This window comes from Bacillus bingmayongensis (genome assembly GCF_000299035.1).
Classification (GTDB): Bacteria; Bacillota; Bacilli; order Bacillales; family Bacillaceae_G; genus Bacillus_A; species Bacillus_A bingmayongensis.
In genome coordinates this window covers 1092627-1105700 of sequence record NZ_JH921517.1, presented here as the reverse complement: position 1 = coordinate 1105700, position 13074 = coordinate 1092627, and the positions used below count along the sequence as shown (strand labels likewise).

General features: G+C 34.8%; 15 protein-coding genes and 1 pseudogene. 5 read left to right on the top strand and 11 right to left on the bottom strand.

Going from position 1 to position 13074, the window contains the following annotated elements:
- Nucleotides 1–359 precede the first annotated feature (359 nt).
- A complete protein-coding gene (locus Y7E_RS35025; RefSeq protein WP_017151622.1) occupies nucleotides 360–539 on the bottom strand; it encodes a hypothetical protein in 180 nt (59 codons plus the stop codon).
- A 315-nt stretch (nucleotides 540–854) separates the two neighbouring features.
- On the opposite strand from Y7E_RS35025, the gene Y7E_RS0112640 reads away from it, so the two are divergent.
- Nucleotides 855–1040 carry a hypothetical protein gene (locus Y7E_RS0112640; RefSeq protein ID WP_017151621.1) on the top strand — a complete coding sequence of 62 codons (186 nt, stop codon included), beginning with the start codon at nucleotides 855–857 and terminating at the stop codon, nucleotides 1038–1040.
- Nucleotides 1041–1389: 349 nt separating this feature from the next.
- Here the strand turns inward: Y7E_RS0112640 and Y7E_RS0112635 are convergent, their stop codons facing one another.
- On the bottom strand, nucleotides 1390–2241 hold the full coding sequence (locus tag Y7E_RS0112635) for an MBL fold metallo-hydrolase (RefSeq protein WP_017151620.1): 852 nt from the start codon (nucleotides 2239–2241) through the stop codon (nucleotides 1390–1392).
- Between the two features lie 834 nt (nucleotides 2242–3075).
- On the opposite strand from Y7E_RS0112635, the gene Y7E_RS0112630 reads away from it, so the two are divergent.
- The gene (locus tag Y7E_RS0112630) at nucleotides 3076–3288 is read left to right on the top strand and encodes a hypothetical protein (RefSeq protein ID WP_017151619.1); all 213 of its coding nucleotides are present in this window, start codon (nucleotides 3076–3078) and stop codon (nucleotides 3286–3288) included.
- An 87-nt stretch (nucleotides 3289–3375) separates the two neighbouring features.
- Here Y7E_RS0112630 and Y7E_RS34760 read toward each other — a convergent pair whose 3' ends face one another.
- A complete protein-coding gene (locus tag Y7E_RS34760) occupies nucleotides 3376–3498 on the bottom strand; it encodes a hypothetical protein (RefSeq protein WP_272942947.1) in 123 nt (40 codons plus the stop codon).
- Nucleotides 3499–3737: 239 nt separating this feature from the next.
- Here Y7E_RS34760 and Y7E_RS0112625 point away from each other — a divergent pair, with 239 nt between their 5' ends.
- Complete coding sequence (locus Y7E_RS0112625) at nucleotides 3738–4970, top strand: cytochrome P450 family protein (RefSeq protein WP_017151618.1); 1233 nt, start codon at nucleotides 3738–3740, stop codon at nucleotides 4968–4970.
- Nucleotides 4971–5312: 342 nt separating this feature from the next.
- Entirely contained in the window at nucleotides 5313–5711 is a 399-nt protein-coding gene (locus Y7E_RS0112615) for a DUF2871 family protein (RefSeq protein WP_017151616.1), read from the top strand.
- Nucleotides 5712–5822: 111 nt separating this feature from the next.
- Here Y7E_RS0112615 and arsC read toward each other — a convergent pair whose 3' ends face one another.
- From arsC to Y7E_RS0112580, 7 genes and pseudogenes are all read right to left on the bottom strand, one after another.
- On the bottom strand, nucleotides 5823–6227 hold the full coding sequence (gene arsC / locus Y7E_RS0112610) for an arsenate reductase (thioredoxin) (protein WP_017151615.1): 405 nt from the start codon (nucleotides 6225–6227) through the stop codon (nucleotides 5823–5825).
- A gap of 27 nt (nucleotides 6228–6254) precedes the next feature.
- The gene (arsB, locus tag Y7E_RS0112605) at nucleotides 6255–7295 is read right to left on the bottom strand and encodes an ACR3 family arsenite efflux transporter (protein WP_017151614.1); all 1041 of its coding nucleotides are present in this window, start codon (nucleotides 7293–7295) and stop codon (nucleotides 6255–6257) included.
- A gap of 77 nt (nucleotides 7296–7372) precedes the next feature.
- Nucleotides 7373–7678 (bottom strand): arsenical resistance operon transcriptional regulator ArsR, encoded by a 306-nt coding sequence (gene arsR / locus Y7E_RS0112600; protein ID WP_017151613.1) that lies wholly within the window; start codon nucleotides 7676–7678, stop codon nucleotides 7373–7375.
- Between the two features lie 206 nt (nucleotides 7679–7884).
- Entirely contained in the window at nucleotides 7885–9084 is a 1200-nt protein-coding gene (locus Y7E_RS0112595) for a multidrug effflux MFS transporter (protein ID WP_017151612.1), read from the bottom strand.
- A 472-nt stretch (nucleotides 9085–9556) separates the two neighbouring features.
- A pseudogene (locus tag Y7E_RS29620) lies at nucleotides 9557–9816 on the bottom strand (YuzF family protein).
- A 136-nt stretch (nucleotides 9817–9952) separates the two neighbouring features.
- Nucleotides 9953–10615 carry a bacillithiol biosynthesis deacetylase BshB2 gene (gene bshB2, locus Y7E_RS0112585; protein ID WP_017151609.1) on the bottom strand — a complete coding sequence of 221 codons (663 nt, stop codon included), beginning with the start codon at nucleotides 10613–10615 and terminating at the stop codon, nucleotides 9953–9955.
- 15 nt (nucleotides 10616–10630) lie between these two features.
- On the bottom strand, nucleotides 10631–10981 hold the full coding sequence (locus tag Y7E_RS0112580; RefSeq protein WP_000407035.1) for a YojF family protein: 351 nt from the start codon (nucleotides 10979–10981) through the stop codon (nucleotides 10631–10633).
- Nucleotides 10982–11228: 247 nt separating this feature from the next.
- Here Y7E_RS0112580 and Y7E_RS0112575 point away from each other — a divergent pair, with 247 nt between their 5' ends.
- On the top strand, nucleotides 11229–12554 hold the full coding sequence (locus Y7E_RS0112575) for an ArsB/NhaD family transporter (RefSeq protein WP_017151608.1): 1326 nt from the start codon (nucleotides 11229–11231) through the stop codon (nucleotides 12552–12554).
- A 33-nt stretch (nucleotides 12555–12587) separates the two neighbouring features.
- Here Y7E_RS0112575 and Y7E_RS0112570 read toward each other — a convergent pair whose 3' ends face one another.
- Nucleotides 12588–12818, bottom strand: coding sequence for a hypothetical protein (locus Y7E_RS0112570; RefSeq protein ID WP_017151607.1), 231 nt, complete (start codon nucleotides 12816–12818; stop codon nucleotides 12588–12590).
- Nucleotides 12819–13074 lie beyond the last annotated feature (256 nt).

Here is a 13074-nt window from a genome sequence, read left to right as displayed (position 1 = left end):
TATGTTATTTTAGCACACCTATTTTTTTCTATAAACTGGAAAATGAAAAATTTAAACCTTTTAATTCTAATTATCCTCTTTTTTACAAATAATCAATTTTAATTCATCACAATTTGTATATTAAAAAACCTATTTTCACAAAAGGAATGAACCATGAAATTCACCGAATGAATTGGTGGGTTTCATCTATATAATCAAAAGCTAAAATTTGTAATGTTTCTACCTTTCATCTCAATAGTATAAAAATACTAAACCTTTTTACGACACGATAACTTGCTATAATGTTAGATTATACAAATTAGAAATGAATAGTATATACAACCCTCTAAACAAGAAAAGATGTCTAAATTAGACATCTTTTAATTAGATACTAGATTATCAAGTTTCCAATGGATATCTCCAAATGGATCAAGCTTACTATCCATATATAAATACAGATTATTGAAATCTTTTGGGAGATTTTCCATCTTAAATGAAACGTCAAAAGTTAAAGAGTAGCCAGCTGGAACACTTTTGAATTTCTCTTTGTACATAGGCATAACTTAGCCTTCATATTTTCCCCCGTCTTTCCATCTTTAACAAAATACTGTATTTCTGAAAGATCAATTGCTTTTTCATCAGCTCGAGCATTATTGATCGTAACACGATCTACAATGCTCCCTATTCCATCTACTTTTTCATATTTTGCATTTTCAACTGTTGCTCTGTAGTATCCACCTTTTGCAATTTCTCCATTAAAGTGTAATTATCAACTTGTACGGTCAAACATCCAGAAACAAGAACGGTATAAACCTTCGCAAAATAGAAATAATACCAGTATGTAGTAACTATTAATTTAAGGAGGAGAGATACACATGTCTACTAATAAGCCAAATAGTTCAAAAAAAGAATTAGTACCAAAAAAAATTCAACACACGAATGAGCTGAACACCACGGAAGATGTAAACATGCAGGATGGCGATGATATTTCAATTTACTGGGGCGACGAATGGAATATAGAAGAAGGCGAACAGAAGCAAAAAAATAAGAATAAATCTTAGGACAAGCCTTGTTTATTTAAACGTAATTATAAACGTATTGACCTCAGTATTCTGTACTTCATCTCAGGATGAGCGGTAAAAACAATAGCTAGGACAGAGAACACTTGTCTGTAATTTAGCAGAACAAAAAAGGGTTGCAATATCAGCGTTCATAACACTGATATGCATCCCCTAGCAGCATAGTACTTACTTCTTTTCGCACTTAAGTCTGATAACTTTAAATTTACGTATGATGGTAAACATATTTTACTTTATAACATTTCGATTCACCTTAAATCCCCAATTTAATACAGCAATATAAAAATAGGTACTAATCTATAGTTCCCCTCTTGAAACATTATTAACTTTGTTATTCCGAAAATCCATTAACAAAAAAAGTAATGGTCTCAATTTCATCTTCAGTTAAACTTCTCTGTAAAGACTTAGACATTTCTTTAACTATTGCCCCTGAGCTTCCTTCATACTTTTTTGCAAGCAATGCTGTAGTTTTTAAGAATTTAAGTTCTAATTGAAACTCTTCTTTAGTTAATGGAGCTTCATGATGGGATAAAACAAAAATTTCTGCATCGTATTTCTCAATTTGTTCAATTAACTGGAGTGTATTCTCTATCGTATAACTCCACTTCTTTGAGTAGAGATTTGCATACATACAATCTCCTAGAAAAAGAACTTTTTCTTCCTGAATATAAATGACAGTAGAATCATCAGCGTGATCTCCACCTACATGTTCAATTACACACGTGACCCCTCCTAGATTCAAAGTCATTTTCTTATCGAATGTAATATCAGGTAATGGGAGGATAATCTCCCTCTGATTTCCTAGCTCTTTCTTTATTGCATCCGCACAAAATGGAATTTCTAGACCCTCTTGAACACGTTGGTCTAAATATTTATCTTCCCACGATAAATTCTGTAACTGTTTAATTTTGTTATAAGTTTTATAATGAGAAATAATTGGCATTTGCATCTCATGCATTCCAAATATATGATCCCAGTCGGAATGTGTAAGTATAAGCCATTCTCCTTTAACATCATATGTATCTAATTGTTCCAAAAATAATCTAGCATGTTTCGAAGAATTTCCAGCATCAATTAATAGTGTCTTTTCTTCCCCTTTAACAGCAGCTAGAATAGGACGATCTGTTTCTTGATACGGTGGTAAGTATAAAACTCGATTAGATATTCTCTTTAGTTTCTGCAATTTTTTGTTCCCCTTACTGATTTTTTATTATGCCTTATTATAGATAAAATAGTTGCATTCTCTATAATGTCTTAATTACGAACAAGCTCTTTACTTAAAGAACAACTATAATTTTACATAAAGAGGTAGATAGAAAGAAAGACTTTTTTGAGAATTTGTTTTATTCCTAGAACGCTGATTATGTGAATGGAAAGCTCCTTCTGTACTTCTGAAGGAACTTTGAAAGGTTTTGTGGTACTTTGATTTTATGTTAGCAAAATATAGTCTTTATTTTGCATATCCTTTATACGTTTTTTAACAACATATAATCTCCTTCCTCCATTTTTATTCTGCATCTATATCTGCTGAAAAAATTCCCCTCACTAGAAATTCAAAAAGATATTAAAATTTCTTGTTTTACTATAAAAAAACGCATACATCGAGGGATTTTATAACCGCAAGCGAATTCATAGTAGCATTGGTTATAAAAACTCCTCAAGCAATAGAAAACCTAGCTAAAGAAGTCGCTTAGATTTTTTTTTGTGCCCAAAATATTGACTCAAATTCAGAATAAACCTCAATATTCCGTCAATAATATAGATACAATAATCTTTCTCCTCCCCCTTGGAGATGAGCAGTTAGCTATTGCTAGCTGCTCTTTTTAGTTCATGTAATTTCTTCTCAAGTTCCTCAATTCGTTCATCTCTAATTTGAACATCATCTCTTAAAAACTCATTTTCTTCTTTTCAAGAAAATTCTTTCTAAATATTTAGCAACACTACATCTAGAGGTATTTGTAAAACGGAAACGAATTCCTATATTTGCAAGATATAAAAATTTTAGGAGGATGTTAAAATGGAAAAAACAATGATGGTAGGAACAACAAACATGATGATGTCTATGGAAAAAATGATGTGTGAAATGAAATGTATGAAAATGATGATGAACAATATGATGCAAATGGATGTAGAAATGGATAAAGCTATGATGAATAAAATGCAAGAATGCGATGCAATGATGAATTCTACTATGTCTATGATGAAAGCAATGAAAGAGAAATGTTGTTAAAAAACAAAATTGTTTAAATACGTATATAAGGAAGGCTGGTCTTTTACCAGCCTTTCTTTAACTAACTTTAGCTAAGAAGTTTCCATCCTATTTTACATACAACCTACATTTCGGATATGTTTCTTGCAAAATACATTCATGTACAGGAATTGCATTGAATCCTTTAGGCATATCAATTATTTCGCTATATTTAGATTTTTTCTGTTTCATCAGTTGAAGGAACTGTTCCATTTGTGTTTGCTAGCTTGATGGTGATGTGGAGCAATCCATTTAAGATTGAATAAAAAAAGAAGGGATTCCTGCCTTTCCTCTTGAAAAGAAAGATCGTCATGTGATTGCTTCTAAGAATCAGATGAATGTTTTTTGTAACCTAACCCATTATGGAATTATCCAGTAAAGAGGATGTATAAGCCATTTCACTCACCAGTTATAATGAAAGGAGCAAACGAATGAGAAAAATTACTCTTGGTGATTTAAACTCACCGGAAACTATGCGTGATCCCATTATGTTCTATAAGCCTCTCTTCGAACAACAAGAGCCCCTCTTTCGTATTGATGACTTTTACGGTATGGGAGGAGCGTGGATCGCATTGCGCTATGACGATGTTGTTACCATATTGAAAGATCCTCGTTTTCTCAAAGATTTACGGAAATTCGAACCACCCCAAGATAAACAGGAATTTATTGAGGAAAATACATCTGTGAGCAAGCTATTTGAATGGATGATGAATATGCCGAATATGCTTACGGTCGATCCACCCGATCATACCCGTTTACGCCGGTTGGTCTCTAAAGCCTTTACCCCGCGTATGATTGAGAACCTTCGTCCCCGTATTCAGCAAATTGCCGACGAATTGTTGGATGCTGTGAAGGAAAAAGGAAAGATGGATATTATTGCGGATTTTGCCTATCCTCTGCCCATTATTGTTATTTCAGAGATGCTTGGGGTTCCCACTGCTGATCGAAACCAATTTCGTGACTGGACACATACGCTCATGAACGCTGCTATGGATCCTCGTCAGGGAGCAGCAGTTACTGCAACACTCGAAAAGTTTATTCATTACATCGAAACATTACTAGCCGAAAAGCGCATAAATCCTAGCGATGATCTGATGAGCGCTCTGGTCCAAGCACAAGAGAAAGAAGACAAGCTGAGTAAGAACGAGCTTCTTTCGACGATTTGGCTTCTCATTATCGCTGGACATGAGACAACAGTTAATCTCATTGGTAATGGCGTACTGGCGTTACTGCAACATCCCGAACAAATGGAACTGCTACGGGACAATCCTTCCATGCTTTCCTCTGCTGTCGACGAGCTGTTGCGCTATGCTGGTCCGATTATGATTGGTAACCGTTTTGCGGGTGAAGATATCACAATGCATGGCAAAATGATCCACAAAGGCGAAATGATACTGTTCTCCCTGGCAGCTGCCAACATTGATCCGCAGAAATTCTCTAATCCCGAAGCATTAGATATTACACGCGAGGAAAATGATCATCTAGCTTTCGGCAATGGTATCCATCGCTGTTTGGGTGCTCCATTGGCACGCTTGGAAGGTCAAATTGCATTTGGCACATTGCTGCAACGTCTACCTAATCTGCGCCTAGCAACTAAACCCGAGCAACTGGTTTATAATTATAGCAAATTCCGTTCTCTTGCAACTCTACCAGTAGTTTTCTAACCCTTGCTGCCCATGATGACCAAAATCACTTAAAAAATAGGCTTCGTCTAACAAAAATTCATCACCCACTTTCATTGATGCTATCGCACCTTCACGTTTAGAAGTGGGTGATGAATTTCGAGAGAAGGCTCTGACACACTCTCTTTGTTCACATAAAATTCAATTGTTTTATATAATCAAATATCCTATAATTATGATTGAGTTTTTAAATTTTTAATCTGTTATACCATGACTCCTGGAAAACTAGGAGTTTTTGTTATGTAACTACCATGATTTGAAAATACAATAAGAATTTACTAATCAAAAATCAACATTACAGATTCTGCTTCAGGAGGTATATTGATGAAAAAATTATATTATGCATCGTTCGTATATTTAGTTATCGGTTTATTCTCAGGTGTATTCGCTAGAGAATATGCAAAATCAAAGGGAATTCTAGGATCTACTCTGCTGAACCTTTTACATACACATACGCTAGTACTTGGATTTTTATTTTTTTTAATTGCCTTATCATTAGCAAAATCATTTTCATTTCATAAAGTGAAGGGTTTTAATATGTGGTTCATCGTCCATAATATTGGATTAATTTTAACACTTTCTTCACTGGCAACTCGAGGACTTCTTCAACTAAATGAAGCTAATTTCAAGGGATTAACCTATATAGTCGGAATCTCTCATTCTATCATTGCCATTAGCCTTGTTTGGTTTATGATTCTACTAAAAAAATCATTCAAAATGTAGTGTGTAACAAAAAAACATCAACAAAAGCAAAAAATAGGAAAAGGCTGCCCGAAAAGGTCTTTAAAAACAACCTTTTCGAGCAGCCTCTTTTTTATACTGATACGATATGGATTATTCCCCCGTTTCAGCAAACTTCTTAATTCGTTCACCAATCTCATCACGAACACGTTGGAATTCTGACCATTCTTGCCCTGCTGGATCATCAAATCCCCAGTGAACACGTTTTACATGCTGAGGTGTCGCTGGACATACATCATTTGCATGACCACAAAGTGTAACAACAAGGTCTGCACGATCTAAAATATCGCGATCAATCATATCAGATGTTTGATTCGTAATATCTATTTCTACTTCTTTCATTGCTTGAATCGCATTTGGATTCACGCCATGGGCTTCAATCCCTGCAGAATATACATTCCATTTGTCACCTAAATATTTTTTTCCAAACCCTTCAGCAATTTGGCTGCGACAAGAGTTTCCTGTGCATAAAAAGTAAATCGTTTTTTTGTTTTCCATGTGAATTTCCCCTTTTATTATAAATATTTATTTCGGTTCTGTTTGAAAATATTTACGCTGAAACCATAGCGCTACATTTACAAGTGCTATCATAACGGGTACCTCAACTAAAGGCCCAATAACCGCCGCGAACGCTGCTCCAGATTGAATTCCAAATACACCGACAGCTACAGCGATTGCTAACTCAAAGTTGTTACTTCCTGCGGTAAACGCTAATGTTGTTGTTACCCCATAACTTGCACCAACTTTCTTACCCATGAAGAAAGAAACAAAGAACATCACTATAAAATAAATGAGTAATGGAATCGCAATGTGTACAACATCCATCGGTACGCTAACAATGACCTCTCCTTTTAACGAGAACATCACAATGATTGTAAATAATAATGCGATTAATGTAATTGGACTGATCTTTGGAATGAATACTTTTTCATACCACTCTCTCCCTTTTACTTTTACAAATATCAAGCGTGTTAGTATTCCCGTGATGAACGGAATTCCTAAGTAAATAAAGACTGATTTTGTAACTTCTATCATTGTAATGTTAACAACAGCCCCTTCAATTCCTAGCCATTCTGGAATAACTGTTACAAACACATAGGCATAAACTGAGAAAAATAACATTTGAAATACAGAGTTAAAAGCAACCAATCCCGCTGCATACTCTGTATCACCTTTCGCAAGGTCATTCCAGACAATAACCATTGCAATACAACGTGCTAAGCCGATCATGATTAGTCCTACCATGTATTCTGGCTTATCCTGTAAAAATATAATAGCTAAAGCAAACATGAGGACAGGTCCAATAATCCAGTTTTGTACGAGTGATAATATTAATACTTTTACATCTGTAAAAACGCGCCCCATCTCTTCATAACGAACTTTTGCAAGTGGCGGATACATCATCAGAATTAAACCAATTGCAAGCGGAATAGAGGTTGTTCCCACCTGTAAACGATTCAGTCCATCCACAAACCCAGGTAATAGATATCCTATTCCAATTCCCACCGCCATCGCAAGAAAAATCCAAAGGGTTAAATATCGATCTAAAAATGATAATCGTTTCATTTTTTCTCCTTTTTGTTTTAACAACATAAAGTTGAATTTATTAATCAATTTTTTTTGATTTATTTAGTGCAAAAAACTTAGCAGCAACTTCCTCTGCCAGTTTTTCGGAACACACAACAAAGTTCTTCCGACAACAAATTATTCACTTCTTCATCATTTAAATCATAATAACTCCATGTTCCCTTTGTTTCTTTTACAATTAAATTCGCATCAAGTAATATTTTTAAGTGATACGAAAGTTTAGATTGCGAAATCCCAAAAACTTCAGTTAAATCACATACACACGTCTGCCCACGTTGACATAATTCATACATGATCTCTAATCTTTTTTTATCCGCAAGCGCTTTAAATTTCTTTTCAAACTGCTCAAAATTTTCTTTCATACGCTCCACTCTCTTCATCAAGTTTTTTTGATATTTATATTATATACACCGCTTTATTATAAATGCAACCAATAAATCAAATAAAATTGATTTATTGGTTGCATTTATAGTCATTATCCTTAAAGATAAAGGAGGTTCCAAAACCCTCCTTTATCTTTCTAAAAAAACTATTAGGCGAATAAAAAATATTTTTTCACTTTATATACTTAAACAGATTCTATAACCTTAGCATTATAAATAAACATCCGACTTAGAACCGTCATGACAACTACAAGAATGAGAAAATATAAAGGCATGATAAGTAAAGAGCCTGTATGCAACTGACTCATTCCCCAAATTGTAACGGTAACGATAATATAATATCCTAAGCTAAATAAAGCACCTGCTGTTCCAATAACATCTTGAAAATCTACTAATGCTAGGCTTAAACAATTCGGCAAAGCAATTCCTATTCCTAAAAGCAATACAAATACAGCTACAAGAAATAGAATCATATATATCATATTTGCAATCGTTCCACTGAGGGCAACAACTAATAAAATAATTGCTCCTCCCGTCATGACAATGCAACCTATATAAATAATTTTCTCTGGTTTATACATGGAAAGTAATCGCTTTGAAATTTGCGCCCCAATTACGGAAGCAAAGGCTACTACTATACCTAAAAAACCAAATACACCAGGTGATAGCTTAAAATACTCAATGAAGATAAACGGTGCTTCAGCGTAATAGCTAAATAATATACCGTTTGTTCCCCCAATAAGTACTCCAAATGTCATTACTTTTGGATCGCGGACCATTCGCTTTATAACAGAAAAAACATTAATTCTATTCGTTGTTATATTTGTTCGAGTTTCTGGTAATTTTATAAATGTACATAATACTATCCCAACACTCATAACAACTAAAGTAAGAAACACACTTCTAAATCCAAATATTTGATCCATCCAGCCACCGATTAATGGGCCAATAGCTGGTGTGAATGCAATGACTGCTGAAATTTGCGCAAACATTACATGCCGTTTATGCCCATGTACACTTTCACGGAGAATGGTTTGGGTAACCACTGATCCTGTACTTGCTCCAAACGCTTGTACAAAACGACTGATCAGCAATAATTCAATTGAACTAGCTAAGTAGCATAATAAGCTACCAACACCATACGTCACAATTCCCCAAATCATCGCAGGACGACGCCCAATTATATCAGACAACCATCCCCAGCAGAATACACCTAACACAAATCCAGCAAAGTAAATGCTAAGCGTTAGCTGCGTAGCATTATTACTGACATGTAACGCTTTCGAAATATCCGGTAAAGATGGTGTGTAAATTGTTTCACTAATTTGCGGGAATGCCACAAGAATAATCATTAACCATAACGATGGTACTGAGACTTTTTTCATTTCTAATACCCTCCTATAACTTAGAAAATCTCAGATATTTAGAGCTTTCTTTCGCTACGGAACTGGAGGGGCCATTATCGAAATTCGATCATAAAACAACACAAAAAACACCTCAATTGCTTCATGTTAATACCTATAGGAGGGTATGAATTAACATTTATTTTTTATTACTTCTCTTTACAAAGATTAACATATATTATAAGTTTTTGTATATAATGAACCTACTAATTTAATAGTAGGTTCTTAGCTTCATTCTCGTAATTTGTCTCTATATATCATTTTAATTTATCGACATATAAGTCACGGTTATGAAAATAAAAGAAGGTCTTTACTCATTACCTCCTTCTGTTTTCACATGGCATGGGGCGAAAAAAAGAACTGACCGCTTCTACCCATGAGTGGATCCTCTCTCCCACCTAAAAAGAATGGTTTTATGTCGGTTTTTCAATCCGTATTTATATACAAAATACCTTTACTTTTCAGGCGTAAACCACACAATTTGCTGCACTCGAACAAACGTAGGTATTTCTTTTTCTTCTAATACAATATGATCTGGCTTTACACTTCGCAATGTCCCATTTACCCTTCCCCGAATTGTTTCAACCACAATCTTTTTCCCACTATAGATTGCAATGTTTGTACAACATATGGATCAACTAACGCAATCACTTCACCACTTATCTCATAACCATCTCGAAAATAACCGAACACGTCTTCATAGGAATAATACATAAGTTACCCCCTCTTTTCAAGATTTGCTGTAGTGTATGTGTCGTACATATAAGAAGTGCCTATCTAACAGAAAAAGCGACGCCACAATGTGACATCGCTTTTATATAGAAGGAATACCAGAAGTCGTCCTTCTAGTCTACTCCCATTTATAAGTCCAAAATTGTTCAATTTGTAACCATTTTAATGTTGCAGCATCTTTGTTTTGCAGTTTTACTTCCGTTTCTTCTAACATCGCTTCTGTTTGCGAACGATGCGCACGTAAAGCTGCCAATTTTTGTTCAAATGCTTCACTTATATTATTCACAACGTCTGGCTCACCTAATACTTCTTCACGATTTTTTGTAATCGCAACTGCATGGATGACCGGGCGTGTTTCTTTTGGCATACGTGATACAGCGCGAACTGTAGCACGGCCAAATGCATCGTGATCTGGATGAACGCCATGTTCTGGATAGAATGTAATAATTCGTGATGGCTGTACATCGCGAATAACAGCTTCAATTTTATCAGCTACAAAATCTACATCTTCGAATTCTAACGTTTTATCATGGAAACTAAGCATTCTTAAATCTTCAATTCCCATCGCTTCACATGCGTCTTTTAATTCCTTTTCACGGATATTTGGAATCGTTTCACGGTTAGCGAAAACATTTTTCCCCATGTTACGGCCCATTTGTCCAAGTGTTCCGCATGCATATGTTACAGGTACACCTTGCTGTCTTAATAAACTAATTGTTCCTCCCGCTGCAAATGATTCATCATCTGGGTGCGGAAATACAACGAGCACATGTCTTTCCATACTTTTCCCTCTTTCTTATTTAAATGGCGTTAAGCTCAATTCAAGCGCTACTGCTAAGCGACCTTTATTATCATGCCCTGCTAGTAATAGACGATCTTGTTCGTCTACTTCCCAATGCGTAATACCTTCTGCATATACCCATCCATGGTCCATTTTAAGACCAACTCGGTATGGATTTGTTCCTGTTATTTTCCCGCGTTCAAAACGAATAATTGCATTTCGAATGAATGCTCCGACTGTCATCATTTTTTCATTAAAGTGTGAAGCGTATGCTCCGTTTGTCGTTTCTAAATGAATATATACATCTTTATTTACAAAACGTTCGATTTCATGTTGAATAACAGCACTATCTTTTACTATTTCCATCGGAATTCACCTCTTTAAACCATTTTACGCAAAAATAATGTAAATTGCTATCTCTATATTAGAGGACAAAGTTCACTTTGCATAATAATTTGCACTTTGTTTTTTATTTTTTATATGATATATGAAATTTCACTGTTCCCTCACCGGCCGTAAATGGTTTTCTTTCTTTTTTGAATTTGCTACAATAGAATTTATGCGGAGGGATATTTTTCGACAATTTAATACATATTTTAAAGAAGGTGACATGTTGGAACATTCAGCACATGAAGTAGCAAACCTGCAATATTATTTTGCAATCGCCGTATTTTTAGTGACATACGGATTTATTATTTCTGAGAAATTGAACCGTGCTGTAATTGCACTGTTCGGTGCTGCCATTATGATTATTTTTGGAATTGTAGACTTACATACTGCCTTTACATCACATATTCAATGGGAAACCATTACCCTTTTAATTGGAATGATGATTCTTGTACATATTACGAGTCAATCTGGTGTATTTGAATATGTAGCCATAAAAGCAGCAAAAGCAGCCGGCGGAAAACCCATTCGAATTTTATTACTTTTATCCCTATTAACCGCTGTCGGCTCTGCATTTTTAGATAACGTAACAACCGTTTTATTAATCGTCCCTGTTACATTATCCATAACTCGTATTTTAAAGGTACAACCTGTTCCCTATTTGATTTCAGAAGTATTATTTTCAAATATTGGTGGTACCGCAACACTAATTGGAGATCCTCCAAACATCATGATTGGCTCTGCTAATAAACACTTAGATTTTAATGCTTTTTTACTCAATTTAACACCAATTGTACTTATTATTTCAATTGTTACATTAGGAATTATTTATCTTATGTATCGTAAAAAATTGAAAACAACTTCTGAACAAGTTGCCAAGCTTATGGCACTAAATGAAAAAGACTATATTCGTGACCGAAGCTTACTCTTAAAATCCCTTTCCATTTTAGGTCTGACAATTCTTGGCTTTGTTCTTCATTCGATTATTCATGTAGATGCAGCAGTTATCGCGCTGACAGGTGCAACACTTCTCATGTTAATTGGTGTAAAACAACATGAATTAGAAGATGTATTTGCTCATGTAGAATGGGTAACGATATTCTTCTTCGCTGGATTATTTGTTCTTGTTGGCGGTTTAATTGATATTGGACTTATTTCATCTCTTGCGAAAGAAGTAATTGATGTAACAAATGGCGATATCGGTTTTGCAGCGATTCTTATCTTATGGGTATCAGGAGTAGCGTCAGCTACTATTGATAATATTCCATTTGTCGCAACGATGATTCCACTTATTCAAGATTTAGCATCCGGACTTGGACTTTCTGTTGATTCTCCTCAAATTGAAGTGCTATGGTGGGCCTTATCACTCGGTGCTTGCTTAGGAGGAAACGGAACACTAATCGGAGCATCAGCAAACGTAGTTGTTGCAGGGATTGCAAACCGAGAAGGACATGGATTCTCCTATCTCGATTTCTTAAAAATCGGATTACCGTTAACACTCATTGCATTATTATTATCACATGCTTATATATATTTACGTTATTTAATGTAAAAAAGGTTTGCAGCATATTGCTGCAAACCTTTTTTACTGAAAAAATATTCCAATAATCGCAAGTGCCCCCAAAATAATGCCACCAATTTGTCCAACGATTGTTGGTGACAATTGAACGCCTTTTTTAACTTCAACAACTGGCCTTTCATGCCTTAGCTGTTGAACCTCACTCTGTAGTTGATGCACACTGCCATGCAATTCTTTTACAAGCTCTTTTAACTCGACTATCTCTTCATTTACTGGTTTTGGTTTTTCTAAATTCATATGACATGACTCCTTATTTCAATTCATATGTTGTAAAATTTCGCCAGTCATTATTCTTTTTCCTGCAATCATATGCATATTATTGAATGTATTTAAAGCATAGTTTTCACTCTTAACGAGTCTCTATATATAGAGTAGCACCACATCGCCATCAAGTTAAGAAATACATTCTTCCTCAAAACGATAAAAACGAGCTAAATTCTCATAAATAACTGTAGAGACATAAAATTTTCATTTTAGGGATATTTCAAATTCT